This is a genomic window from Mycetocola sp. Y719 (assembly GCF_056713205.1).
The window spans coordinates 1,140,927-1,166,152 of the sequence record NZ_JBWYGY010000002.1 but is presented as its reverse complement, the minus strand read 5'-3'; the positions used below and the strand labels follow the sequence as shown (position 1 = coordinate 1,166,152).

Genomic DNA, 25,226 nt, shown 5'->3' with positions numbered 1-25,226 from the left:
CGGTTGGAGTTCCAGCCCGCCCCAGACGGGATGGCGTGGCTGAACCTCTACACGACCGCACCCCAAGCAACATCGATCTACACAACCATCCGCGACCGGGCCGTGGCGTTGAAGAACCCGGCCGAACCGCGGACTCTTGCCCAGCTCACCGCCGACGTCTGCACCGACGCACTCTCCGCGGCCTTGTCCGGAGAACTCACGTCCAGCTCGGCCGGAGTGCCCGGAAACGCCGGTGTCGGATCGCCGGCTTCGAGGTCGACCTCGACCTCGACTCCGAGCACGGCCGTCGGGTCCGGGTTCGGTGCCGACCCCGCCAGTGCGTTCCGCCGGATCCGTCCCACCGTCACGGTCACCGTCCCCGCGCTGACACTTCTCGGTATCACCAACGAACCGGGCACCCTGGAGGGGTATGGGCCGATCGACCCGGACACGGCACGACGGCTCGCCGGCCAATCGAGCACCTGGTTCCGGATGCTCACCGACCCGAAGTCCGGAGCACCGCTCGCCCTGGATTCGACGAAATACCGGCCGTCGAAATCGATGAAACGGTTCCTCGCCTACCGGGATGGGACCTGTCGGTTCCCGGGCTGTAACCGGGCGGCCCGGCACTGTGACATCGACCACACCACCGCGTTCGCGTTCGGCGGTCCGACCGAGTGCGAGAACCTGTCCCACCTCTGCCCGAAGCACCACCGACTGAAACACCAGACCACCTGGCACACCAGGCAGCTCGGCAACGGCGTCCAGGAGTGGACCTCCCCCGGAGGCCACACCTACGTCACCCAACCCGAGGTCCTGCTCACAGCCCCAGACCCGCCGCCGCAGTTTGCTGAACCGTACGCATCGCAGCCGCCGAAGGCGCTGCGAATCAGCCCAACCGACCAGCAGCCGCCGAAGGCGCTGCCGAGCGAACCAACGCAATCGCAGCCGCGGAACGCGCTGCCACCGTTCTGACGCACAGCTGCACATCCGGAACTCGCGGTCGACAAGAGGGCTGGATGAGTGTTTTCGGGGTGTCGAGTTATGAGGGGTGAGGCCAGGGGCGTCACCCGGGCGTCATGATCCGCGCGGCTCGGCGCCCCTGGCCTCACGCCTCATTGTTTGAGCTGAGGAGAAAATTCTCATCCAGCCCCGACACCCCAGCCCCGACACCCCAGCCCCGACACCCCAGCCCCGACACCCCAGCCCCGACACCCCAGCCCCGACACCCCAGCCCCGACACCCCAGCCCCGACACCCCAGCCCCGACACCCCGACCGCATTCCACCCCGACCGCACCCAGCCCGACACATTCGCCGCAGCTTCAAGCCCCAGCCCGAGACTCCTCAGTAGACAAACCGCAAAGCCAGGGCACACCCGATCGTCTGACCAGTGATCTCCGAGTAGTCGAGCACTTCCCCCGTCGACACTTCTTCCCGGGCATCGAACAGCTCAGTCGCCCTCCGTGCCACAAGGGATGTGTCCACAGTTCCGGTGATGTCCACCGCATTGATACTCAGGTTCATGCCGTACTCGTTCGTCGCCTGCCGGCTGACCCTGGTGATTACCGACAGGATCTCCTTGTCCATCCGCGCCTTGTGCGAAGCATCCATTCCGCGTGCAAGAACAAGTACTTGTGCGGGCTGCGCGAGGAGGGGGAGCAACCGGTGAAGGGTCCCGGACAGCTTCGACGCCAACTCCTTGCGGGCGGTCCGCTCAGACAGCGCCGCTGCATCGATCGACAGGACGACGCCGGTGGCCTGGTTCTTGCGCAGCGAGTCCACGCAGGCCGACACATCAGTGGCACGCACTGTGTCTACTCCATGCTGTGTAAGCCCATCGACGATCGCCGCGAACGTGGCGTCTTCGTCGCCGAGCACAAGGACGCGTGTCGCCGTTCCGGCGTAGCCCGTGCCGCCTGTCGAGGTGGCACGTTCAGGATGTCCCGTCGTCATGCGGCTCCAATCAGCCCAGTCGAGCAACCCGGTCGAGCATACACATCAGCACTGCAAAACCAAATGAACTGAGGATGGTTCTCTCAGGTACCGCAGGATGTCTGCTCATAGGATCGAACAGCTGGATTCAATCTCTGGAGGACCATCGTGAAGTGCCCCATCGACTCGGCAACGCTCGTGATGAGTGAGCGCAGCGGCGTGGAAATCGACTACTGCCCCGAATGCCGTGGCGTCTGGCTGGACCGCGGCGAACTCGACAAGATCATCGCCCGCGTCGAGTCCGAGCTTCCGGCCGCTCCTGCGACCCCGCCCGCCCCCGCAGCTCCTGCAGCCCCAGCCCCAGCAGCTGCTGACTGGGGAACTCGCGCCCCCCAGTACGGTGTGCCCGCCAACGACGCGTACCGCAATGGCGGCTACGACGAGCGCGAGCGCGGCTACGGAGACCGTGAACGCGGGTACGACGGCTACCCGCGCAAGAAGAAGAAGGAAAGCTGGCTCAGCGACCTGTTCGACTGAGCCGTCTCGTCAGGCTGCCGCTAGTTCGACGGAGCGGCCTGTTCGGCCGCTTCGGCCTCAGCGATCGACTTGCGAACCTCGTCCATGTCGAGACCCTTGACCGCGGTGATGACCTGGTCGAGCTGGGGCGGGTTCAGCGCGCCCGGCTGGGAGAAGACGAGGATCTGGTCGCGGAACACCATGAGGGTCGGAATCGACGTGATCCCGGCCGCCGCAGACAACTGCTGCTCGGCTTCGGTGTCGACCTTGCCGAACACGATGTCCGGGTGCGCTTCGGATGCCGACTGGAACGTCGGAGCAAAGGCACGACATGGGCCGCACCAGGCTGCCCAGAAGTCGACGAAAAGGATGTCGCTGTCTTCGACAGCGGAATTGAACGAGGTCGTTGTCAGATCGATGGTGGCCATGGCATCTGTAACACCGACCGGCTTTCACGGATTCCTCATTTCTGAAACACTGCTGTCATCGCAGAATTGCGATGCGGCGGAGGTGGACCCGCAGAGATGGGGAGTTCATGCCTGATCCGAACGTGATCATCGTGGGAGTCGTACAGCGCCAGCCGGCGTATGTCCTTCAGCAGGCGGCCGAGTTCGCCCTGAAGTTCGACGCCATGCTGGTCTGCGCTTCGGTCGACCCGAGCCGCTACCTCGTCGAACGGTTCTCCGACGGCCGGTTCACATCGATGCCGGTCGACCCGGAGATCCAGGACCTGCGTGTGGAGAGATTCGACGAGGCCCTGCGGGACAAAATCGCCGCGATCCTCGAGCCGACCGGAGTGCGCTGGAGCGTGCGCCCACTCGTCGGTGACCCGAGCCACGAGCTGATCGCCCTCGCCGACCGGGTGGATGCCGTGATGATCGTCGTCGGCACACGGTCCCCCGGATTCCGCGGCTCGATCCAGGAGTTCTTCAATGGCTCGGTGGCCGCGCATCTCGCCCACCGGCAGCACCGGCCGGTCGTCGTCGTGCCGCACGCGTCGACGTCGCCCGCGTCACCGCTGCCCTGGGAGCGCACCGAGTGAGCTCGGTGCACCTGCGACCGTCGTTCATCGCGCTCGTGATCATCGGCGGCGCCCTCGGAACGGCCGCTCGGGAAGCCGTCACCCTTGCGGTTCCGCCGATCGGCTCCCTCCCCGTTGCCATCTTCGCGATCAACGTTCTCGGCTCCTTCGCGCTCGGCCTCCTCCTCGAAGGCCTGGTCCGGAACGGCGAAGACACCGGGCGCAGGCAGCGCCTCCGCCTCTTCGCGGGGACCGGATTCCTCGGCGGCTTCACCACGTACAGCGCACTCGCGACCGACACGGACCTTCTGTTCAGGGCAGGTGACGTGGGCACCGGCATCCTCTACGCCGTGGGCTCTCTTCTCCTCGGCCTTGTCGCCGCCTGGGCGGGCATCGCCATCGCCGCGTGGCGCCACCGAGACAGCACGGCGGCCGGCGCATGACGCCGCTGCTGTTCATCGCGCTGGCGCTCGCCGGTGGGCTCGGCGCCGGCGTCAGGTTCGTCCTCGACGGGCTGATCCGATCGCGAGCGACGTCGGCGTATCCGCTGGGAACGTTCACCATCAACATCACCGGCTCGTTCCTCCTCGGACTGGTCACCGCCCTGGCACTCTCAGCGGTGCTTCCGCCTGAGCTCCAGCTCATCCTCGGCAGTGGATTCCTCGGCGGCTACACGACCTTCAGCACGGCCAGTGTCGAGTCGGTGCGGCTCGTGCAGCAGCGCCGCTACGGTGTCGCGCTCGCCAGCAGTGTCGGGATGCTCGTCGCTGCCGTCCTGGCCAGCTCGGCCGGGTTCCTGCTCGGCGGGCTCTGAGCCCACAGCCCCGAGCCCAGCCCGAGGCCAGCGCCTTGAGCGACGACTGTCACGGCGTCAGGCGTGTTCGTTCCGCAGCGTCTGTTGCGCCGGAACATACCGACTCTCGTCGAGGAGGGAACGGCCGAACAGTCCAGCGCAGAGTGCGCCAAGGCCGCCGGCGGCGAAGTCCGCGATCGTGTCGTCGTAGCCGACGAAGATGGATTCGTCGATGTAGGTGTGTCCCACCCACTCCGCCAGTTCCCACAACACCCCTGCGGCGAGTCCGAACGCCGTGGTCAGGGCAACGATCGCCCCGAGCGGGACGGGGGTCTTCGTCGGATCAGGCACGATGTCGAGGCGCACCGCAAGGATGTAGCAAACGGCGGCGGTGAGGCCGTTGAGGAAGAAGTGCACGACGAAATCGAGGTACTCGATCGCGTCGTACAACTCGAGCAACGCACTCCATGCGGCGATGAGCACAATGACGCAAAAGGCGATGTCGAGCCCGGGCCGGATTCCGAGGAAGCGCGGCACGACCAGCCCGACGAGCGCGAGGGCGAACACGGCGACGTCGACCCACGGCCAGCCGATCAGCGCGACCACGATGCAGACGGCACCGACCAGTCGAAGGCCGTCGGCGATCACCTCTGCGGCCCCGCGGGGGACCCGCAGAAAGGTCTGGATCATTCCCCCAGAATATCCACTGGGGGCTCGTCCGACAGGGGTTGCGCTCAGGCGATGACGTCGAGTGTGGCCCGCACGATGCTGTCGACGTCGATCCCGTGATAGCGGTAGACATCCTCGACATCGCCCGCCTGCCCGAACCTGCTCACCCCGAGGTTGCGGCTCTTCACCTGGTTGACGCCGGAGAGGAACGCGAGGGTGTGCGGATGCCCGTCGAGCACGGTGACGAGAGGAACGGCCCGGTCTCGTGGCAGGATCTGGTCCAGGATCCAGCTTGGTGCTGAGTCCTGTCCGTTGCGGCCCTGGACCGCCTCGAAGAGGAGACCGGGGCTGGTCACACAGATGACGTCGACGGGAGAACCCTGCGCCTCGAGCCGATCGGCTGCCGCCAGGGCATCCGTCACCATGGCCCCCATCGTGACGATCGTCGCGACCGGCTTCTCGACCGAACGGAGGGTGTACCCGCCGGCGACGACCTGTCGGCGGCGGCGTTCACGCGCGGCGGGGTCGCTGGGCACCTGCGCCAACTGCTGGTCGACCGGCTTCGTCGACAGACGGAGGTAGGCCGAGGTGCCGCCCTCGCGACCCAGCTGGGCCATGGCGGCGAGGAGCGTCCACTCGACGTCGATCGCGAATGCCGGTTCGTAGCTCGTGCACCCCGGCTGCTCCAGACCGATCGACGGCGTCTTGATCGACTGGTGCGCTCCGCCCTCAGGGGCGAGGGTGACCCCTGACGGAGTGCCGACGAGGATGGACTGCCCGCCCGCGTAGATCCCGTACGACCACGGCTCCAGGGCACGCTCCACGAATGGATCGTACAGAACCCCGATCGGGAACAGTGGCTGCCCCCATCTGCTCCACGTCGCACCGAGTTCACCGAGCAGGCAGACGAGGTTGACCTCGGCGATACCCAGTTCGATGTGCTGCCCGGTGGGCTTCTCGCGCCAGTGCATGATCGTCTCGGCGTCGTCGCTGAACCAGTCCTGACGTTCCTCCGTCGACCACACCCCCACCTTGTTGAGCCAGCCGGCCAGGTTCGTGCTCGAACTCACGTCAGGGCTCACCGTCACCACGCGACGAGCCGCGTCAGGCGCCGCCCTGGTGAGGTCGAGCAGCGCACGGCCGAGGGCCGCCTGGGTGGTCGCCGTCCCCGATGGCGTCCTGCCGAACTCGGTGGGAACGGCCGGCGGTGCGACAGCGACCTCGTCCTCGCGCCTGAGGGCATCGGCCGTCGACGCGCACAGCCGGCCGGCGGCGCTGTCTGCGTCGAAACGTGACCAGGGAGCATTCGGATTCTCGTCCATTCCCGCCGCGAGCTCGCGGTATTGCTCCATGGTGAGGAGAGAGGAGTGATTCTGCGGGTGACCCTCCGTCGGCAGTCCGTGGCCCTTCACCGTGTAGGCGATGATCACCGTCGGTTTGCTGTCGTCGATCTGTGCATACGCCTCGCGGAGGGCGCCGAGGTCGTGTCCGCCCAGGTTCCTGATGGCGGAGACGAGGGTGGTGTCGTCGACGGTGGCGATCACGCTTGCGATCGCGGCACTCTCCTCGCCGGCACCGGGGAGCCGGGTCCGAAGCTCACGTGCCGTGCAGCGCAGGAGGCGCTGGTACTCGGGATTGGACATGTCGACGATGCGGCGACGGAGAGCGTCTCCGCCGTCCAGTGCGAAGAGGTTCTCGAGCAGACGCCCGAAGCGCACCGTGAGGACCTGCCAGCCCGCGGCCGTGAACAGCGCTTCGATCTTTCCGGCGGCGATGTTCGGCACGACCCGGTCGAGGGACTGCCTGTTGAGGTCGACGATCCACACGATCTCGCCGAGGTCGGCGACGCTGGAGTCGAGCACGGCCTCCCAGATCGCACCCTCGTCGAGTTCGGCGTCGCCGACGAGCGAGTACTGCCTGCCACGACTGGGAACCCCGCTGACCGTCTCGGTGTACCGGCGCGAGATGGCGCCCCAGATCGGAGCGGTCGCGCCGATGCCGACGGACCCGGTCGAGTAGTCGACCTCGTCCGGGTCCTTGGCGCGGCTCGGGTAGCTCTGAAGGCCGCCGAACTCACGGAGTGTCGTCAGGTACTTCTCATCGAGTTTGCCGAGCAGGTAGTTGATGCTGTGCAGTACCGGAGACGCGTGCGGCTTGACCGAGACCCGGTCTTCCGCGCGCAGCTGGCCGAACCAGAGCGAGGTCATGATCGACACGATGGAGGCGCTCGACGCCTGGTGTCCGCCCACCTTGATCCCGGACGGCGTCACGCGCACCCGGTTGGCGTGGTGGATCATCGAGGTGGCCAGCCAGAGCACGCGCTTCTCGACGGTGGCAAGCGTGTCGAGCTCGACGTCTCCGTACGGCGATGCGTCCAGCGTCCTGCGGTCTTCGAGAAGTGCGTCCATGATGATGTCCCGGCTGTTCGGAAAAGCGCTGCGGTGCGCATTTCTGCCCTAGAGTCGACCATGAGACATCCTGTCGCGCAAGAGAGGTCACTCGAAATGCGCAGAACGTCCTTCACTCCTTCCCATTTCCCCAGCCGAGGTGAGCACAATGAGCACGAAGCGAACCGCAGACGCGATCGACACCCTTCTCCTGAACGCCCTGATCGCGGATCCGGATGCCACGAACGTCGCGATCGCCGAAACGACCGGCCTCGCCAGGAACACCGTGCGCGCCAGGCTCGCGCGGTACGCGGAGGAAGGCACGCTCCGCTCGTTCGACCGGAGGATCGACCCGGCGTTCCTCGGCTATCCGCTCCGCGCCTACGTGGTGACGAAGGTCACCCAGCGCAAGCTGGCCGCCGTCGGTGAGGCCCTCGGCGCGATCCCGGAAGTACTCGAAGTGCACGGGCTCACCGGCGTCACCGACCTCCTCATCCACGTCGTCGCCCGCGATGCCGACGATCTCTACCGGATCGCCGGACGCATCCTCGGGATCGACGGCGTCAAACGCACCGCGACCGGCTTCGCCATGCAGGAACTCGTGGGCTACCGGATCGGGCAGCTGAACAAGCAATAGGCGCGCGTCAGAACCGGATGCGCGCCTGCACCGGTTCGTGATCGGATGCCGCTGCGCCGTCGAAGCGCACCGCGTTGATGGCGATCGACTCCACGGTCACCGACTCGGTGACGAGGAGCCAGTCGATGCGCCTCCCGCCCTCCTTGGGTGCCCGATAGCCGGAGTACGTGGCCCACGCTGGCGTCAGTCGCTTGCGAGCGACCGACCAGGCATCCAGGAGGAAGCCTGGTTCGGTCAGGGCGCGATACGGGACCGATCGCACGCCGGAGTTCATGTCGCCCATGACGATCGCCGGGGTGCTGAGGCCTTCGACGAGGTCGCTGAGCATCGCGGCAGAGCGTGCCCGAGAGGTGCGGGAGATGTGGTCGAAGTGGGTATTGAGGACGGAGAACTGGATGCCGGTGGCTGTGTCGGTGAAGTCGGCGACGACCACGATGCGCGGGAGCATGTTTCCCCACGATCGCGACCCGGCGATGCGGGGGCTGTCTGACAGGGAGAGCTGACTCCAGTCACGCAGAATCACCCTGGTGCTGTCGTAGAAGACCGTGCACTCCTCGCCCTCGCCGTCGGCGTTCCTCCCGCGGCCGATGCGCCGGTAGGCGGCCCCGAGGGCCTGCGAGACGAAGTCGACCTGCTCGGGGAGTCCCTCCTGGATGCCGAGGATGGCCGGCCGTTCGAGCTGGAGGAGCTTCTTCAGAAGCGGTCGCCTGCGGGCCCACTGGTCGGGGCTGCGGCGGGGGACGCGAGCCATCCGACGCCGGATGTTGTAGGTCATCACATGCAGCTCCGGTGCGGCGACCGGGCCGATCATGGCGGCATCCGTCATCTGTCCAGCGTAGGGCGTGAGCGTGCGCACACCCGCGCGCACGCTGTTCACCGCTCCGTCGGCGTGATCAGACAAGGGGGTTGTGGCCCGTCACGGCGCCACTTATACGGTGGGCGGATGAGTCGCGTCTGGATCGGAACATCAGGGTGGAGTTATGACCATTGGAACGGCGTGCTGTACCCAGAGGGTCTCGCGCCGCGGGACCGGCTCGCCCACTACGTCCAGCGCTTCGACACCGTCGAACTGAATGCGAGTTTCTACCGCTGGCCGCGGGAATCATCCTTCGCGAGCTGGCGGAAGCGTCTGCCGCACGGGTTCCGCCTGACGGTGAAGGCGCCGCGCGGCCTCACCCACGCGAAGAAGCTCTACGCGCCCGAGGTGTGGATCGACAGGATCGCCCGGTGCTGGCACGAACTCGGCGACAAGCGCGCCGTTCTCCTGGTGCAGCTTCCGCCCGGAATGGCCAGGGATGACGCACGGCTCGGCTACTTCCTGGAGCGGATGCCCGAGTGGATCCCTGTCGCCGTCGAGTTCAGGCATGAGAGCTGGAACAACGAGGACGTGTTCCGCCTTCTCGAGGCACATGGCGCCGCCTATTGCGTGATGAGCGGCGCCAATCTTCCCTGCATCCTCCGGGCGACAGCGGGGTTCGCCTACGTCAGGATGCACGGCCCTGACCACGACCACCTCTACGGCGGCTCGTACTCGGACGACGATCTGAGGTGGTGGGCCGATCGCATCACCGAGTGGAGGAACAGCGGGACGGATGTCTACGTCTACTTCAACAACGACGGCGGCGGCAATGCCGTGCGGAATGCCGAGACGCTGAGGACAATGGTGGCCTGACGCTCAGCCGGCCTTCCCATTGCGTCAGGCTCCGGCGAGAACGACAACGACGAGCGTCGAGAGGCCCATCGCGAGAACCACGGCGGAGCCGCCGACGCTCAGGGCGCGCTGCCCTGTGCCGGTCAGACGGCCCCCGAGGACCGCGCCGACGCCGACGAGGCCGAGCTGCCACAGCCCGGAGGCGACAGCGACCCCGACGACGAACGCCGCGAGACTCCCATCCGGTCGAAGCGAAGCGTTCAGGGCCGCGGTGAGCGCGGCGAAGTACAGGAGTGTCGACGGGTTGATGGCTGTGAGCCCCGCGAAACGAGCGAAAACCCCTACGACCGACGGGGCGACAGGTGTATCGGACGCGCTCGGTGCCCCGATTCCAGATTTCCGCAGGCCGGCAGCGCCGAGCGCGACGAGAACGAGCCCGGCGATGATCGTCGGGGCTGCGCCGAGCGACTCGATCCACGGGGCGGCGACGGCGCCGACCGTCACGGCGAGCACACAGTAGGCCGTATCGACGAGGGCGACCGCGACGGCGCCCGCTGCTGCGACCCGAAAGCCGACCCCAACACCTTCCCTGACCAGAAGCACGCCGATCGCGCCCATCGGCATCGCGACACCGAGGCCGGCCAGCGTACCGACGAGAAAGAGGGACATGCGTCCAGTGTCGCGCTGACCCGCAGATCGATCTGTGCATCCTGCCGCTGACCAGATATATTCGCGGTGTGGACACCGTCGACAGTGCAATTCTCGGTCATCTCCGGAGAAACGGCAGGATATCTTTCAGCACCCTCGGCGGTCTCGTCGGCCTGAGCACGAATGCGGCTGCGGCCCGGGTGCGGAAGCTCGAGAAGGCGGGGGTGATCCTCGGCTATCGGGCAGTCCTCGCCGGGGACGTGCCGGTCGGCGCTGCCGGACTGGAAGCGTTCATCGATGTTCGCCTCCGCGCGGACGGCGACTCGGATGCCTTCCTCGCCTTCGTCGAGAACCTGCCCCAGGTGCGTGACGCCGTGCACGTGACCGGTCCGTACGACTACCTCCTCCACGTCGTCGTCGATGACACCGGTCGCCTCGACGCACTGCTCCGGCACCTGAAGACGGACGCGGGAGCCGCCCAGACCCAGACGCGGCTGGCGTTGCGAGCGCCCAGCTAGGCTGGCGGCATGAGCCGATTCGGACCCCTCGAAGCTCGGGGTGACTCCCTCGTTCTCGGCGACGCTGGCGGTCATCACGCCGAACTGACGGCATCCGCACTCGTACTCCGCGAGTACCAGGAACAAGCGGTTTCGCTCGATTGGTCTCGGATCGACGACGTGTCTCTGTCGGTTCCCGAGACGCGCTTCCGGTTGCCGGGACTCGCGACGACGATCGGGTTGGGTATTCTCGGCACGCTCCTCGTGTCCTGGGACATCGGCAGCGACATCGAAGACGGCACGCTTCGCGTCTCGATCCGTGGTGCGGATCCCGTCGTGATGCCGATCACCCGCCACCACGTGGGCGGATACTGGACGACAAGCGTGCGGGCGGCGTCCGCTCTGCTGGTCCGCCTGGTAAGCGACCCGGCATCCCGTCCGCTCCTCGACGACCCTGAGCGGGTCGTGAGACTGCTTGCATCGGGACGATGACGGATGCCTCCCGCTGACGGCGACCGAATCGTGGCCGAGATCCGCACCCTTCTCGACGATGCCGTCGCCCGGCTGACGGAGGCCGGTGCGCGGGACGAGGCGCTCGCCGAGTATGTGCCAGAGCGGCGAGTGCTCGGGGTGCCCAGGAAGCCGGTGCTGCGCTCCGTGGGCAGGGTCTGGCGGCTCGGAGTGTTCCTGCTTGCGCCCGACAGCACGCTCTACGAGACCGGCCTGGCGACGCGTGCCCTGGAGCCGGGGCGTCCCGCGTACCAGTCGGCGTCTGCGGAGCAGCGGCGGGAGTACCGGGCCGCGGCGACCCGCGGACGCTTCCCGCACGGGGAGACCGTCAACTTCGATGCGGTCGAGGTCGTGCTCGACTCTGATCACCTGCGCTCTGCGGCCGGTCGTCTCTTTCTCGCCGGCGATCGGGCCCGCGTGCGCTGGAACGCCTCTGCAGGAGATGCGGACGCCGTCGACTTCGACTCCTACCTCGCCGACCGGGTCGAGCTGCTCGCGGAGCCGCCAGCGGGGGCGTAGAGGGGACTGTCCCGAACTTCGGAGATTCTCGCCGATTCGGGCGTGAGCGAGCCGTTGAGTTGGGTTCTTCGCAAGATTTTCCGCAGTTGGGGACGGTACGGAGGCCGAACGCTGGGTTTCGGGAGGAAAATCCGGGGGTCCGACGTCCATACGTCGATTGGCCTGCCGTTCTTCCTCCCGAAACGCAGCCGCGCCACGCTGACGGAACACCGCTGACGCGACACAATGAGGCCATGGACGAGATGGTGCGGTTCCGCCACGCGGTCGCCACCTGGGCGACCGGCGAAGCGGGGGTTCCCGCGCCCACCGAGGTCACGGCGCTCGCCGGCTCCGTCGCGACGGCCGTTCTCGTCGAAGGCGACAGCGACCGGGTCGCACTCGAGGCACTCGCCGAGATCCGCGGCATCGACCTCGAGGACGAACACGTCGCCGTCATCCCGCTCGGCGGCGCCATGAACATCCGTAACTACGTCTCCCTCCTCGGTCCGCCAGGACTCGGCCTCGGCCTCGCCGGGCTCTGCGACATCGGCGAGGAAGGGTTCTTCCGCCGCGGCCTCGAGCATGCAGGTCTCGGCGCGAACCTCACCAGGGACGACATGGAGGCTCTCGGGTTCTACGTCTGCAGCGCGGACCTCGAGGACGAGCTCATCCGGACCCTGGGAGCGACGAACGTCGAGAACACGATGGATGCCCAGGGCGACCTCAGGGCGTTCCGGATCTTCCAGAACCAGCCCGCGCAGCGCGGCCGTGCCGTCGACGCCCAGCAGCGTCGCTTCCTCGGCTCGATCGGCGGAAGGAAGAGCCGGTATGCGCGTGCCCTGGTCGAGGCGCTCGGCAACGAGCACGCGCCTCGACCACTCGAGCACCTGCTCGACTTCATCGCCACACCGTGACCTCGCCGCTGTGCGACATCGCCGCGGCCTTCGACGGCTCCTCCAGGAGCCCTGCGAGGTGGAATGCCGTCGGCACCGTCGCGGCTAGGGTGTCCTCATGCCTCCCGCCGCCCTTGCAACAGGATGGGTCGGGTCGGCGGCGACGCGCAGCCCACGGCATCCTCACCAGAGTCTTCTCGCGAAAGTACGGCCTCGAGTACCGCGTGTTCCTCTTCATCGAGCGCCTGACCCGGTCCGGACCCCAGGACCGGGTGAGGCTGAGGCTCACGTCCGCCCGAGGCGTCGAATAGGCTGAACCGACAGCGCGCCGCACGCCGGAGTCGGCTTCGCACCTTTCCCCCACCAGACCCTGAACGGCGATGCCTGTGTCCACGACCACGACCGAGAAGACCACGGCTCCTGCCTTCCCGTGGATCGGCCTGCTCACCCTCGCCGGCGCGATCTTCGTCTCGGTGACGAGCGAGTTCCTGCCCACCGGCCTCCTGCCGGACATGGCCGAAGAACTCGGCGTGAGCCTGTCGACGGCAGGCCTCCTCGTGACGGTCTTCGCCGGCACCGTCGTCATCGCGACCACTCCGCTGGCGGCGCTGACCCGCAAGTACTCGCGCAAAGGCCTTGTGGTCGTCGTCCTCGGCGTGATCGCGCTCGCGAACATCCTCGCCGCGATCGCCCCCACCTACGAGATCCTCGTCGGTGCCCGCGTCCTGGGTGGCCTGGCGCACGGCCTGTTCTGGGCGGTGGTCGCCGCGTACTCCGCCCACCTCGTCCCGAAGCACCAACTGGGCAAGGCCGTTGCCATCACCTCAGGTGGAGCATCGGCCGCCTTCGTCCTCGGCGTCCCGGTCGGCACGGCGCTCGGACACGCACTGGGGTGGCGGGCGGCGTTCGCGATCATCGCCGTGATCGTCGTCCTGCTCGCCTTCGCGGTCGTGAAATTCCTTCCACCGGTGAACCACCACGTCGTGCTGAAGACCGGTGAGATCGCGATTCCGCTCTACAAGGACCGCAGCATCCGCGGCGTCGTCCTCCTCTGCATCGTCATCGTGATCCTCATCACCGGTCAGAACACCTTCTACACGTACATCGCGCCGTGGCTCGTCGACGTCGCCGGGTTCCCCGACACCTCGGTGGCCTTCCTCCTCTTCCTGTTCGGCGGAGCGGGTGTCATCGGACTCGTTCTGGCCGGGTACGCGTCCGACCGGTTCCCGAAGCGCGGCTTCGCCCTGGCCATCGCCGGCATGATGCTGGCGATCGCGGTTCTCGCCGTGTGGTCGGCGAACTCGGTCGTCGTGGTCATCGCCTTCGTCCTCTGGGGCGTCGCGTTCGGCGGTGTGCCAGCGATGCTGCAGACACGGATGCTGCACACCGCCTCGTTCAGGACGAGGGACGTCGCCGCGGCCCTGCAGACGACCGCGTTCAATGTCGGCATCGGCGGTGGTGCGCTGCTCGGCGGGATTCTCCTCGACCGCACGGGAATCCACTCCCTGCCCGCAGCCCAGATCGCGTTCCTCGGGATCGGTCTCGCCCTCATGATCGGCACGGACGCGTTACGGTCCGCACGTGCCAGACGACTCCAGCACTGACACCGGAAGGAACTCCCATGGGTCACAGCCACTCGCATCTCGACATGTCCCCACAGGCGGTCGCCACGCGTCGCCGCGCGAACCGGCTCCTCGCCGCGATACTGATCCCCCTCACGCTCGCGGCCATCGTCGCCATGTTCCTCCTCTGGCCCAGCGGAACCGCGAGCGACGTCGAGGTCGGCAACCCGTACTCGGCAACGGAGGGAGCGAGCTTCCAGGTCGGAACCGTCGAGAGCACCAGCGTGGCGACCTGCCTCTATCCATCCAGCGAGGAGTCCGAGGGGCAGAAATGCCTCGTCGCCCACCTCGACCCGGATCGCGGAGGAGCGATCGTCGAGGTCGAGGTTCCACCTGAGGTCATCCGGGAAGCCGACGTGAACGTCGGCGACCGCATCCGCTTCCTCGACCTGGGCGCCGCGGGCGAAGGCGCTGTCGCCCAGTACTCCTTCGTCGACTTCGTCCGCACCGCGCCGATGGCACTGCTCGCCGCCATCTACGCGCTCGTCGTGGTCCTCGTCGCACGCTGGCGCGGTTTCCGGGCCCTCCTCGGCCTGGCCGGCGCGTACGTCGTGATCGCCCAGTTCATCATTCCCGGGCTGATCGAGGGCAAACCGCCGCTGCTCCTGGGACTCGTCGGATCGACGGTGATCATGGTGGGGGTGCTGTATTTCGCCCACGGTTTCTCGGCGAGGACGTCGACCGCCCTGCTGGGGACGATCTTCGGCCTGATCACGACAGCACTCATCGCCGCGTGGGCGACAGGCTCCGCCCATCTCACCGGACTGAACGACGAGCTGGACTACTCGCTGTCGTACGCATCCGGGTCGATCTCGCTGTCAGGGATCCTGTTGTGCGGGCTGATCATCTCCGGGCTCGGCGTACTCAACGACGTGACCATCACCCAATCGTCCGCGGTGTGGGAGATGCACGAGCTCGCTCCCGGTTCGAGTGCGAAGCGGCTGTTCGCCGGCGCCATGCGGGTCGGACGGGACCACATCGCCTCCACGGTGTACACGATCGTGTTCGCATACGCCGGGGCGGCGCTCCCGCTCATCATCCTGCTGTCCCTGCAGGATCGCCCGTTGGTCGAGACGATCACCAGCGGCGAACTGGCGGTGGAGATCGTGCGCACCCTCGTCGGCTCGATCGGCCTCGTCCTCGCCATCCCGGTCACCACCGCGATCGCCGTACTCGTCGTGAAGGCGGTCGGCACGAAGGGCGAAGGAGCCCCAGCGGAGAGCCAGGAGCCCGTCGACGTGACCGACGAGCCCACGGGTTCCCGTGCTCTCGCGTCTGAGGATTTCCCGGTGGCGGATGTTCCGATCACGAGGCGGGAACTGCGCCGGGAACAGGCATCCGATCGCACGTCATGGGGTCCAGCGGGCTGGGACGACGAAGACAACTGAGTCCGGAGCCCGCTCACCGGGAGGCGGGCACCGGGCGGATGTTGTGGTTCTGGTTGAAGAGGTTGTCTGGGTCGTACCTGTGTTTGATCGCTGACAGGCGCTCGAGCACCTGCGGCGGATAGATCAGCCCAGTGGCCTCCCCGGCTGCGGCATTCGAGAAGCCACCGTACGAACCCTGCAGGTGGGGAGCGAGCCTGCTCCACTCGTCGTGCACGCGCTGCTGGGCTGCGGCCGGAGCGTCGGCAGGCAGGAACGCCGCTGAGATGACGAGCGCCTCGCTGTCCCGCCAGGGGAAGGATGTCGCATCCTCCTGGACCCGGTTGAACGCCCCCGCGAGACTGCGGATCATGAGAACGGAACCCTCGAGCCGTCCGTAGAACCCCGTCAGCCCGGCGATGAGCTCATCGTCGAGTTCGCGCGCGAAGGCATTGTGGATCAGGATGGTCATCCCCTCGGGCGGATGAGCCTCCTCGAGGACGTCCGCGTACCGCTTCGGCTGGATATCGGCTGAGATCAGCCCCGGCAGTGCGAGGAGCGGACCGATCGCGGCGCTTGCTCCCGCCTCGTCGTCGCCGGCGAAGCACACGAACAGCTGGATACCACCAGGCATGCCCGGGAAGTCCGGCATCGAGGCGAAGGTGATGTTGAGTTCCTCGGGGGCGTCGCGCATCACGCTGCGCCATCCGGAGAGCACGGTGTCGAGGTGGTCAGGGCGGTACCGGATGACTCCCGCGTATACGCCGGTGAGTCGATGCGCCCGGAAGACGAAGCTCGTCGCGATCCCGAAGTTGCCGCCGCCGCCACGGAGAGCCCAGAAGAGATCTGGATGCTCGTCGGCGCTTGCCGTGACGATGGCACCGTCTGCGGTCACCACGGTGGCCTCGACGAGGTTGTCGACGGTCAGGCCGTGGGAGCGCACCATCCAGCCGATCCCGCCGCCGAGGGTCAGCCCGCCGACGCCCACGCTGACCGTGTCGCCTGACGTGAGCGCCAGTCCCAGGTCGCCGAGGGTGGTCGCGACGGTACCCCAGAGCGCGCCGGACCCGATCCGGACCAGCCCTGCGGCCTCGTCGAGAAGCTCGATCTCGTCAAGGCCGCGCAGATCGACGACGAGCCCGCCGGTGTTGGTGCTGAACCCGCTGCCGCTGTGGCCACCTGACCGCACCGAGAGGACGAGCCCGTGCGCGCGGGCGAACCTGATGGCGGCAGAGACGTCCGAAGCGTCGGAGGGCCGCACGACGACGGCCGGCTCGCCGACACCGCTGTAGACGGTACGTGCGTCGTCGTAGCCGTCGTCTCCTGGGAGGAGAACTGTGCCGGTCAGCGCGTCAGAAAGGTCGCCGAGTGCCCGCCGGTCGAGAAGATGTGAGGATGTCACGATCACTCCGAAATATCTCGTGTGTCCGCGACAGTCTTCTCCTGACGTCCAGGAGGGTCAAGACCCCCTGGGCAGGTCAGGCGCCGCTCGGCGAGACCTTCGAGTCCTGGATCGGGAAGACGACCTTCTGGATGATGATGATCGCCGATGCCGCAACGGGGATGGCGACAAGTGCGCCGAGGATTCCACCGATCGCCCCGCCGGCGACCGCGGCGATGACCACGATCGCGCCCGGTACGGCCACCGCGCGGCTCATGATGCGTGGGCTCAGCACGTATGCCTCGATCTGCATGTAGATCAGGTAGTAGATGCCGGCGAACAGTGCCGTAGTGGGGGAGACGAAGAGGCAGATCAGGGTGTTGATGATCGAGGCGGTGAGTGTTCCGACCAGCGGGACGAGCGATCCGAGGAACGCGATCATCGCGAGGAGGAACGGCAGCGGAGCCCCGATGATCGACAGGAAGATGAGGCTGAGGATGCCGTTGCACAGGGCGAGGCTGAGCTGACCGACGACGTAGCGGCCGACGGCGCTCGTGATCTCTTCGGTGATCTTCGCGAAGCCGACGCGGCGGTAGGCCGGAACGAACCGGAAGGCCACGCCCTTCATGGAACGGAGGGAGGCGAGGAAGTACAGGGTGAGGATGAGGACGATCGTGGCGCCGGTCACACCGCTGGCGACTCCAGCTCCGACTGCGGCGAGCCCGCCGCCGATCGCGACGAGGTTCTTCGGGTCGCTGATGAAGTCGATGGCGCCGGTCAGGGCATCCGCAATGCTCAGCGATCCGCCGAACGCGCTCTCCAGTTGCTTGATGAAGTCGCTGGTCTGGACCTCCTTCTGCAGGCGCGGGAAGTCCTCGACGAGGTTCGCGGCCTGCTCGACGAGGACGGGGATGACGGCGAAGAGCAACCCGGCGAACGTCCCGAGGACGGCAATGACGACGAGCAGGATCGCGAGACCGCGCGGGATGCGTTTCTCCAGCCAGGTGACGAGGGGATCGAGTCCCAGCGATAGGAAGATGGCGAGGCCGATGTAGACGAGCACGGTGCTGAGCTGCCCCAGGATGCCCGCGATCAGCAGCGCGGTGAGAACGCCGAGGCCCCCGACGAGCCCGATGCGGTACGCGGCGATGCTGAAACCCGCAGCACCGGCGCCGCGCTGCAGCGCGAAGTCCGGCTTCAGGTCGGCCTGGTCGACGTCGGCCGTGATGTTCTTGTTCTTCTTACGCATGGTCCCCACACCTCGTTCGAGCCCGGCGGCGGCCGATGCCCTCGACTCCATCGTGCCGCACTGAGCGGATGCCGCCGGTCGGCTCGCCGAATGCCACAAGGGGTGGCTACACTTCTTTCGCCGTTCGGCGGAGGGCCGGTCAGACGTCCTGCCCATTGCGGAGCATCCGGATGGCCGTGAGGTCGCCGCCATGGTGCCGAGTGGGGTCCCGGCTGCCATCCGGCTCGAAGCCGTTGCGACGGTAGAACGCCTGCGCCCGCGGGTTCCGCTCTGCCACCCATAGTTGTGCCGACTCATCCGGGGCGAGGACGGCATCGAGGAGCTGCTGGCCGATGCCGCTGCCGTGATGGGCGCGGAGAACGTAGAGCATCCGCACTTCGAGCTCCTCCGCCGGAGCGTGGCCCGGATGCTCGCGAGCAACGTACGGGCCGACCAGCGCGAAGCCGATGATCTCGTCGTCGACCTCTGCGACCACGAGACGTCTTCCGTCATCCTCGCGGCGCAGCATCCGCTCCCACATGCCGATCCGGCGGGCCTCGGTGGAGTGCTCCCAGAACTCCGGATCGACCAGTGAATCGTAGGTTTCGACCCAGCATTGCTGGTGGATACGGCCGATATCGGCGGCATCCTCGAGGGTTGGATTGCGCAGAACGACGGTCATGAAGGACGACCGTACCCGCTTGCGACGGAGGCGACCACCCAAACTGGGAGTGTCCTCTCAGGTGGCTTCGGCTATCCTCAGAGGTACCCGAAATCGGGCGAGGGCTATTATGTTCCCGTCCACCACTGAACATCAGCGTCAGCCTGACCGCGACACGCGCCGTGAAAAACGGTCGTGCCGGGGCCTGAATTCTGGCGCGCGGAGAATTTTTGTGATGATTGACGAGACCAGCCGAGAGCCCGAACGGGCGGCAAGCGACTCCGCAATCGACCCCAATTCGGCCCTCCCCACCCGCAGGAGCCTGCGGGAAGCAGCCGCACGATCATCGGCGCCTGTCCCAGGCTCCTCCAGCACTGCTGATGCGTCAAGCACTGTTGATGCGTCCAGCGCTGTTGATGCGTCCAGCACTGTTGATGCGTCGACGGTGACGGTGGCCGCGCCGGTTACTGTCGCACCAGCGGTCGCCGCAGCCGTGCCCGTCGCCCCCCCTTCCTCCCCATCGACCGCGTCTGTGCCCGTCGCAGCCCGTGTAGCCGGCTCGCAGCCGAAGGCATCCGCCCGCCCTGTGGCGAAGCCGTCACGGTGGAAGTCGATCCGTTCCCTCCTGATCGTGGCCGTCGCCGTCCCCGGTATCTTCGGCACGGTCGCCCTGCCCGCCTACGCGTTCACCTCCGAGGAGAGCACGGTTCTCGCGCAGACCCATGACACCGGGGCCCAGTCGCTCACGGTCCCCGACTGGACCAGGCCGGAGCTCGCCCGGGACTCCTACTCGGCGACGTCGGCCGAGGAACTGCAGGCCGCGAAGGCGGCAAAGGCCGCAGCAGAGGCTGCCAAGCTCGCCGCGAGCCGGTCAAGCCAGTCGAACGGGTACGGCGACTACGTCTACAACGCCAACGACCCCGAACTGACCGCCTTCCTCGCCGGAAAGAGCGACACCTGGATTCGTCCGGTCGCCGCAGGGATTTCCTCCCCGTACGGTCCTCGAGGTCTCGTCTGCAACGGGGCCGGGTGCTCGAACTCATTCCACGACGGGGTCGACTTCGGCGCCAGCTGCGGAACGCCGATCAAAGCTGTCTCCGCCGGACGGGTCACCTTCACCGGTTCTGCCGGAGCATACGGACAGCGCGTCATCGTCGACCACGGTGGTGGAATCGAGTCGATCTACGGGCACGTCCAGACCGGCTCCTTCACAGTGTCCGTCGGGCAGCTGATCGAAGCAGGCACCGTCGTCGCCGGCATCGGTGCGACCGGAGTGGTGAGCGGATGCCACCTCGACCTCAAGATCCGCATCGCCGGGAACTTCACGAACCCCGTGCCGTACATGGCATCCAGGGGCGTCACGCTCTAGCCTCCCGCACGACCACGTACCCCGCCTTGAGGCGTCACATGTTCGGGGGACTGTCCCCGTGAGGGTTGCTCACCCTATCGTTGGCTCCACTCTCCCGCTGGTGGTCCCGTCGCCGGCGGCGCGACGTGGCATGGCCACAGGAATGGTGGGACGTGCGCTGGCGTGTGAAAGACAAAGAGATCCTGCTCACCCTGCAGGGCGGGCTCGGCAATCAACTGTTCGAGTGGGCCTTCACCCGTGCGCTCGAGGACTCCGGACGGACTGTTCTGATCGACAGCGTGCGCTGCCGGGGTGATCGTCCCCTCGTGATCGCGCCGCTGATCAGGTCCGACCAGCGGTTCTCCCGGTTCTCCGGGCTCATTCTCGCGTTCGCACAGAAACGGGGGTGGATCAATGACGGGTCAGGCCTCCGCCTGGTCAAACAGAAGAAGTCGGGGCACGACCGCTCCGTGCTCGAACGGCTCGGCGGCCGCTCGTACCTGATGGGTTACTTCCAGTCGCCGCACTACTTCACCGCGTCGGCCGATGGCGTGCGCGAGGCCGTCAGCGGCCTGCTCGATTCCATGCTGACCCCCTCCGGGCGGCGTCTTGCCCTGGAGCTCTCCAGCGACCCCCACAGCGTCGCCGTCCACGTTCGCCGCGGTGACTACCTGGCCGTGCCGCACAACACCGCCAGGCACGGCGTCCTCGGCAAGGACTACTACGATCGCGCCCTCGCCCACCTCGACGCCCTCGGGCATCGAAACCGGGTGTGGTTCGGCGACGACCCTGAGTGGATGACGGCGAACCTCGTGCGGGAGGGTGACCGTGTCTGCCCGACGGATGCCACGCTGCAGGACGGAGGGGAGATCGCGTTGATGTCCGCGTGCTCATCCAAAGTCATCGCCAACAGCACCTTCAGCTGGTGGGCCGGCTGGCTCGGGCCGCCAGCGACGGCCGAGAATCCGGTGATCGCGCCGGCCGTCTGGTTCGCCGATGAACACAGCGATGCCACCGAGCTCGTCCCCCCCGAATGGCTCAGGTTCTAGTTGAGAGTCCCGGTCGGCGTGTCGAACTTTGTTGCATCCGTGAACCTTTCTCATTAAATCGCAGGTCGACGGTGCAATTCGATTGCATACTCTCCTATCAATCGTCGAAAAAACTGCGTTTCACACAGGTAATTGCCAGCTAAAAGCAGTTACGTTAGCTCGGTCTTTGCCCCCCACTATGGGGGACAAACCCACAGGGCCTCTCGGCTCATCCCGACGAATAGGCATACATAACTCGTGCGAAAAAAGATACTCACATCGACCATGGTCGCCGCGGCACTGACCGCCGGCTTCCTCATCCCTAACGCAACATCCGCCGCCCCGGCCAGCGCCGCAGCGGCATCCACCGAGACAGTGGTCTCGTTCAGCAGCACCGGCTGGAACTACTACCGCGGTGCTGCTGCCCCCACCTCGACCTGGAAGACGAAGGCCGCCTCCTGGGCGACGGGCAAGGCGCCCTTCGGCTTCGGCCTCAACACCGGCACCCTCGGAACGAAGCTCCCGAACAGCTTCACGAAGAAGCCGCTGGCGTCGTATTTCCAGAAGTCGTTCTCGCTTGACGCCGTTCCCGCCAAGGGCATCACGCTCACCACGTGGGCCGATGACGGCGTCATCGTCTACGTCAACGGCACCGAAGCGGTTCGCAAGAACCTGAAGGCCGGCGAGGTCAAGGACACCAGCTACGCGACCGCAGCTCCCCAGACCGTGAAGGCCAAGGCCAGCAAGATCACGGTGACCGTTCCGGCATCCGCGCTCAAGACGGGCGCGAACCTGATCTCGGCACAGGTCCAGTCCAACTGGCGCGCCACCCACAACATCAGCTTCGACGCCCAGGTCACCCTGGAGAAGTCTGCAGCGGTGACCCCGCCGACGACGCCGGCCAAGCCGCCGGTCACTCCTCCGACCACCGCGCCGACCACCCCTCCGAAGCCGACCACCCCGGTCGCTCCGACGCCTCCCACCACCCCGACGGCGCCTGACACCGGCGCCGGCGCTGCGTGGGGCACCCCGGCCTGGCAGGACAACTTCACCTACAAGAACGCGTCTGGCCAGCCGGCCATCGACCCGTCCAAGTGGAACGTCCGAGACCGCAGCAACCTCGGCCTCCTCGCCGACGTCGCGGTTCCGACCAAGGACCAGGTGACCGTCGACAACAACGGCATCGCCCACCTCAAGGCTGACTGGCTCGACACCCCGATCCAGCGCCCGGCAGGCGCAGCAGGTGCCCCGGTGCTCACGCACAAGACGGGCTACATCGACCAGCGTGTGCTGAAGAGCGGCGACATGTCGTACGCCCAGCAGTACGGCCGCTGGGAGATCCGCGCCAAGACGCCGACCGGCCCGAAGACCTACGGCTCGCTCGCTGCCTTCTGGCTGCGTAACTCCAACTCCGGCGAGATCGACATCATGGAGGCCTGGGGCTACAACGAGAAGGCTGCCCCCGGCGGCCAGAAGATCGACACCGCGACCACCACCATCCACAGCAAGACCATGGGTGGCGGAGAGAAGTTCTTCTGGACTCACTCCCAGCAGGGCGCGACCTCCAAGCCGTGGGATGGTTTCCACACCTACGCGTTCGAGCTGACCCCGACCTACGCGGCGATGTACGTCGATGACGTGAAGATCGCTACGGCAACGCCGAAGACGCACCCGATGCTCTGGAACAAGGAGTACTTCGGCTCGCCGCTGCACGTGCGCCTCAACCTGCACGTCGGCCCTTCGGCTGAGTACTGGGGTCTCCCCGACCCGAAGAACAAGAGCTGGACGCAGCCGCTGGACTACCAGGTCGACTACGTCAAGATCTGGAAGTACCAGGGCTAATCGGCCCTGATTCGGCTCCGGCCTGATCATCACAGCGAAGGGCCCCGGCATCCGTGCCGGGGCCCTTCGTCGTTCCCGCGTCCCTGCCCGTGAGCGGATGCCGGCGGTCTCCACGGTGTTGGCGGTGGCGGTGCACCGTCCTGTCGCCTAGCGTTGAGGCGAGCGGCAGATGCGGCGGACGGGAGCGACATGACCACGAATCGCTCCTTCTCTGCGCTGATGCGCGCAGCATCCGCCCTTCTGCTCGCCGTCGCGCTCGGGGTGAGCGGTCCGCTGGCGGCAGGGGCCGTGCCGGTGTCGCCGGTCGCGTCGGGTGAGACCACGGTCCGCACAGCGACGCCCACTATTCTCGGCACCCTGCGGATACCGCGCTTCGGGGCGGAGTTCGCCGTGCAGATCGGCGAGGGAATCGGGGAGCGGGACGTCCTCAACCACATGGTCGGTCACTTTCCCCGCAGCGCTGCTGCAGGCGGTCTCGGCAACTTCGCGCTGGCCGGGCACCGGGTCACCTATGGCAAGCCGCTCTACAACATCCACACTCTCGTCATCGGCGACCCGATCTATGTGGACACGGCCGAGGGGCGTTTCGAGTACCGTTTCCGCTCGTCGGAGTACGTCGACCCGTCTGCCATCGAGGTCACCTATCCGGTGCCGCACCAGAGCGGCTCAGCGGTACGCGATCGCATCATCACCTTCGTGGCCTGCAGCCCCATGGGGTCGACCGCTGAACGGGTGATCGCCTACGGCGTCTTCGAATCGTTCACACCGGCCGGCTGACCCGGCGGATCAGGTTTGCCCTCGGCTGCCTCAGGGCGCACGTCGCACGGCGCGCCCTGAGGCAGTGTTCAGGCGAGGAACGTCGTGATGAGTTCGACCATCTTGACCGGAGCCTGTTCGGCGACCCAGTGACCGACGCCGGGGATGGAGACGGACTGGACGCCGGGCGCGGCAGGGGCCAGGCCGCCACCGGCCGCGAGACCCCAGCTGTTCTCGCCCCCGATGCCGAGGACCGGGATGGTGAGCGGAACGCCGGAGCGCACGATGTTCTGCTCCAGCGTCTCCGACCAGGCGCGGTATAGCCCGAAGCTCGCACGCAGGATGTCCCTGTTCCGGGTGTACAGGCCGATGTAGTACCTGATCGCGTAGTCCGGGAGGGTCTGGCCTCCGCCCTGGACGGCGAACTCGTACCGGTAGTACTCGTTCGCGTTGCTCTTGACCATGTTGACGATCAATTCGTCGTTCACCCGATTGAATGCGATGTGCCAGAGCCTGTTGTTGTCATGCTCCGGCACGAAGTACGGCGGGCCGTACGGGTTCTCGCCGACCCCGGGAGGGCCGGGGATCTCTGCGACGACGAGCCGGTCGACCCGGTCGCGGTGGTCGGCTGCGAGCGCGTAGCTGATCACGTACCCCGTGTCGTGGCCGACGACGGAGAACCGTGCGTAGCCCAGCCTGGTCATCAGAGCCGCCAGATCGTTGGCGAGTGTGCCGGCGTCGTAGCCGCTCGCCGGCTTGTCGGTGAGGCCGATGCCACGCTGGTCGACGGCGACGACGGTGTACGTCTCCGCGAGGGCTGGCATCATGAGCCGCCACGCGTACCAGTTCTCCGGCCAGCCGTGCACGAGGAGCAACGGCGGACCGTTCCCCCCGATGACCACGTGCTGGCGGATGCCGTTCGCTTTCACGAATTTGTCTTTGAACGTCTTCGTGAATCCCGCCGGGAGCCGTGGCGCGTCTGCGACGGACCCGTGAGGGCCCCGGTTGGAGGCGAACGCTGTAGACGAACCGGTGGTGGATGCCAGCGCGATGCCGGCGGCGGCCGCGCCGCCGACCACAAGGCCGCGGCGCGAAACCCCGTTCCCGGGGGGTGACGATGCGGCGTCAGCGCCCGGTTCGGGTTCTTCGGAAGTAGTGGACATTGTGGTCTCCTCTCGTGAGACACAGGTCGGAGTGTTCAGTTGCGGTGACCGAGGCTCGGAGAAGGGCGGATGGTGCACGACCCCAGGCTTGTCAGCCTGGGCAGCTGGACACGGCTTCAGCGCTCTTGTGGGGCTCCGGGCCGCGAACCGCCCGATCAACAAGAAATTTCCGCGCGAAAGCGCTACCAAGATGCGGGGCTC

At 66.9% G+C, this 25,226-nt stretch carries 27 protein-coding genes; 17 read left to right on the top strand and 10 right to left on the bottom strand.

Translation table 11 applies throughout. The features are described from left to right. On the top strand, positions 1-954 hold a 954-nt coding region (locus AC1M0F_RS11865; RefSeq protein ID WP_480238431.1), incomplete at its 5' end, for an HNH endonuclease signature motif containing protein. Between the two features lie 370 nt (positions 955-1,324). Here AC1M0F_RS11865 and AC1M0F_RS11860 read toward each other — a convergent pair. Further along, the gene (locus AC1M0F_RS11860; RefSeq protein WP_480238430.1) at positions 1,325-1,933 is read right to left on the bottom strand and encodes a hypothetical protein; all 609 of its coding nucleotides are present in this window, start codon (positions 1,931-1,933) and stop codon (positions 1,325-1,327) included. Between the two features lie 147 nt (positions 1,934-2,080). On the opposite strand from AC1M0F_RS11860, the gene AC1M0F_RS11855 reads away from it, so the two are divergent. Continuing rightward, positions 2,081-2,449, top strand: a complete 369-nt coding sequence (locus AC1M0F_RS11855) for a TFIIB-type zinc ribbon-containing protein (protein WP_480238429.1) — start codon at positions 2,081-2,083, stop codon at positions 2,447-2,449. A 20-nt stretch (positions 2,450-2,469) separates the two neighbouring features. Here AC1M0F_RS11855 and AC1M0F_RS11850 read toward each other — a convergent pair whose 3' ends face one another. Continuing rightward, the gene (locus AC1M0F_RS11850) at positions 2,470-2,856 is read right to left on the bottom strand and encodes a thioredoxin family protein (protein WP_480238428.1); all 387 of its coding nucleotides are present in this window, start codon (positions 2,854-2,856) and stop codon (positions 2,470-2,472) included. A gap of 107 nt (positions 2,857-2,963) precedes the next feature. Here AC1M0F_RS11850 and AC1M0F_RS11845 point away from each other — a divergent pair, with 107 nt between their 5' ends. Genes AC1M0F_RS11845 through crcB form a run of 3 tightly spaced genes read left to right on the top strand, consistent with a single transcriptional unit; the run spans position 2,964 to position 4,263 of the window. Then, positions 2,964-3,470 (top strand): universal stress protein, encoded by a 507-nt coding sequence (locus tag AC1M0F_RS11845; RefSeq protein WP_480238427.1) that lies wholly within the window; start codon positions 2,964-2,966, stop codon positions 3,468-3,470. Further along, complete coding sequence (locus tag AC1M0F_RS11840) at positions 3,467-3,892, top strand: fluoride efflux transporter FluC (RefSeq protein ID WP_480238426.1); 426 nt, start codon at positions 3,467-3,469, stop codon at positions 3,890-3,892. The genes AC1M0F_RS11845 and AC1M0F_RS11840 overlap by 4 nt, the downstream gene beginning before the upstream one ends. After that, positions 3,889-4,263: a fluoride efflux transporter CrcB gene (crcB, locus tag AC1M0F_RS11835; RefSeq protein ID WP_480238425.1), complete on the top strand. Its 375-nt coding sequence runs from the start codon at positions 3,889-3,891 to the stop codon at positions 4,261-4,263. Before AC1M0F_RS11840 ends, crcB begins: the two co-directional genes overlap by 4 nt. Positions 4,264-4,320: 57 nt before the next feature. Here crcB and AC1M0F_RS11830 read toward each other — a convergent pair whose 3' ends face one another. Beyond that, on the bottom strand, positions 4,321-4,932 hold the full coding sequence (locus AC1M0F_RS11830; protein ID WP_480238424.1) for a DUF2238 domain-containing protein: 612 nt from the start codon (positions 4,930-4,932) through the stop codon (positions 4,321-4,323). A 44-nt stretch (positions 4,933-4,976) separates the two neighbouring features. After that, positions 4,977-7,319 carry a transketolase-like TK C-terminal-containing protein gene (locus tag AC1M0F_RS11825; protein ID WP_480238423.1) on the bottom strand — a complete coding sequence of 781 codons (2,343 nt, stop codon included), beginning with the start codon at positions 7,317-7,319 and terminating at the stop codon, positions 4,977-4,979. A 148-nt stretch (positions 7,320-7,467) separates the two neighbouring features. Here AC1M0F_RS11825 and AC1M0F_RS11820 point away from each other — a divergent pair, with 148 nt between their 5' ends. Continuing rightward, positions 7,468-7,935: an Lrp/AsnC family transcriptional regulator gene (locus AC1M0F_RS11820; protein WP_480238422.1), complete on the top strand. Its 468-nt coding sequence runs from the start codon at positions 7,468-7,470 to the stop codon at positions 7,933-7,935. A gap of 7 nt (positions 7,936-7,942) precedes the next feature. Here AC1M0F_RS11820 and AC1M0F_RS11815 read toward each other — a convergent pair whose 3' ends face one another. Beyond that, positions 7,943-8,761 (bottom strand): endonuclease/exonuclease/phosphatase family protein, encoded by an 819-nt coding sequence (locus AC1M0F_RS11815; RefSeq protein WP_480238421.1) that lies wholly within the window; start codon positions 8,759-8,761, stop codon positions 7,943-7,945. A 117-nt stretch (positions 8,762-8,878) separates the two neighbouring features. Between AC1M0F_RS11815 and AC1M0F_RS11810 the strand changes: the two genes are divergently transcribed. Continuing rightward, the gene (locus tag AC1M0F_RS11810; protein WP_480238420.1) at positions 8,879-9,607 is read left to right on the top strand and encodes a DUF72 domain-containing protein; all 729 of its coding nucleotides are present in this window, start codon (positions 8,879-8,881) and stop codon (positions 9,605-9,607) included. A gap of 24 nt (positions 9,608-9,631) precedes the next feature. On the opposite strand, the gene AC1M0F_RS11805 is transcribed toward AC1M0F_RS11810, so the two are convergent. Continuing rightward, entirely contained in the window at positions 9,632-10,255 is a 624-nt protein-coding gene (locus AC1M0F_RS11805) for a LysE family transporter (protein WP_480238419.1), read from the bottom strand. Positions 10,256-10,323: 68 nt separating this feature from the next. On the opposite strand from AC1M0F_RS11805, the gene AC1M0F_RS11800 reads away from it, so the two are divergent. The 6 genes from AC1M0F_RS11800 (at position 10,324) to AC1M0F_RS11775 (ending at position 15,642) form a co-directional block, all read left to right on the top strand. Then, on the top strand, positions 10,324-10,752 hold the full coding sequence (locus AC1M0F_RS11800; RefSeq protein ID WP_480238418.1) for an Lrp/AsnC family transcriptional regulator: 429 nt from the start codon (positions 10,324-10,326) through the stop codon (positions 10,750-10,752). A 9-nt stretch (positions 10,753-10,761) separates the two neighbouring features. After that, positions 10,762-11,223, top strand: coding sequence for a hypothetical protein (locus AC1M0F_RS11795; RefSeq protein ID WP_480238417.1), 462 nt, complete (start codon positions 10,762-10,764; stop codon positions 11,221-11,223). Positions 11,224-11,226: 3 nt separating this feature from the next. Further along, a complete protein-coding gene (locus AC1M0F_RS11790; RefSeq protein WP_480238416.1) occupies positions 11,227-11,760 on the top strand; it encodes a hypothetical protein in 534 nt (177 codons plus the stop codon). A 233-nt stretch (positions 11,761-11,993) separates the two neighbouring features. After that, on the top strand, positions 11,994-12,653 hold the full coding sequence (locus tag AC1M0F_RS11785; RefSeq protein ID WP_480238415.1) for a TOPRIM nucleotidyl transferase/hydrolase domain-containing protein: 660 nt from the start codon (positions 11,994-11,996) through the stop codon (positions 12,651-12,653). A 359-nt stretch (positions 12,654-13,012) separates the two neighbouring features. Next, positions 13,013-14,236 carry an MFS transporter gene (locus AC1M0F_RS11780; protein WP_480238414.1) on the top strand — a complete coding sequence of 408 codons (1,224 nt, stop codon included), beginning with the start codon at positions 13,013-13,015 and terminating at the stop codon, positions 14,234-14,236. A gap of 17 nt (positions 14,237-14,253) precedes the next feature. Continuing rightward, positions 14,254-15,642 carry a YibE/F family protein gene (locus AC1M0F_RS11775; protein ID WP_480238413.1) on the top strand — a complete coding sequence of 463 codons (1,389 nt, stop codon included), beginning with the start codon at positions 14,254-14,256 and terminating at the stop codon, positions 15,640-15,642. 13 nt (positions 15,643-15,655) lie between these two features. On the opposite strand, the gene AC1M0F_RS11770 is transcribed toward AC1M0F_RS11775, so the two are convergent. The 3 genes from AC1M0F_RS11770 to AC1M0F_RS11760 form a co-directional block, all read right to left on the bottom strand. Then, positions 15,656-17,020 (bottom strand): FAD-binding oxidoreductase, encoded by a 1,365-nt coding sequence (locus AC1M0F_RS11770; protein ID WP_480238412.1) that lies wholly within the window; start codon positions 17,018-17,020, stop codon positions 15,656-15,658. Positions 17,021-17,096: 76 nt separating this feature from the next. Further along, on the bottom strand, positions 17,097-18,248 hold the full coding sequence (locus AC1M0F_RS11765) for an AI-2E family transporter (RefSeq protein WP_480238411.1): 1,152 nt from the start codon (positions 18,246-18,248) through the stop codon (positions 17,097-17,099). Between the two features lie 139 nt (positions 18,249-18,387). Further along, positions 18,388-18,909 (bottom strand): N-acetyltransferase family protein, encoded by a 522-nt coding sequence (locus tag AC1M0F_RS11760; RefSeq protein ID WP_480238410.1) that lies wholly within the window; start codon positions 18,907-18,909, stop codon positions 18,388-18,390. A 511-nt stretch (positions 18,910-19,420) separates the two neighbouring features. Here AC1M0F_RS11760 and AC1M0F_RS11755 point away from each other — a divergent pair. From AC1M0F_RS11755 to AC1M0F_RS11740, 4 genes are all read left to right on the top strand, one after another. Further along, entirely contained in the window at positions 19,421-20,257 is an 837-nt protein-coding gene (locus AC1M0F_RS11755) for a M23 family metallopeptidase (protein ID WP_480238409.1), read from the top strand. A gap of 125 nt (positions 20,258-20,382) precedes the next feature. Then, a complete protein-coding gene (locus AC1M0F_RS11750) occupies positions 20,383-21,285 on the top strand; it encodes an alpha-1,2-fucosyltransferase (protein WP_480238408.1) in 903 nt (300 codons plus the stop codon). Between the two features lie 237 nt (positions 21,286-21,522). Then, complete coding sequence (locus tag AC1M0F_RS11745) at positions 21,523-23,106, top strand: glycoside hydrolase family 16 protein (RefSeq protein WP_480238407.1); 1,584 nt, start codon at positions 21,523-21,525, stop codon at positions 23,104-23,106. Between the two features lie 189 nt (positions 23,107-23,295). Beyond that, entirely contained in the window at positions 23,296-23,883 is a 588-nt protein-coding gene (locus tag AC1M0F_RS11740; protein WP_480238406.1) for a sortase domain-containing protein, read from the top strand. Between the two features lie 68 nt (positions 23,884-23,951). Here AC1M0F_RS11740 and AC1M0F_RS11735 read toward each other — a convergent pair whose 3' ends face one another. After that, complete coding sequence (locus AC1M0F_RS11735; RefSeq protein WP_480238405.1) at positions 23,952-25,025, bottom strand: alpha/beta fold hydrolase; 1,074 nt, start codon at positions 25,023-25,025, stop codon at positions 23,952-23,954. Positions 25,026-25,226: the final 201 nt, after the last annotated feature.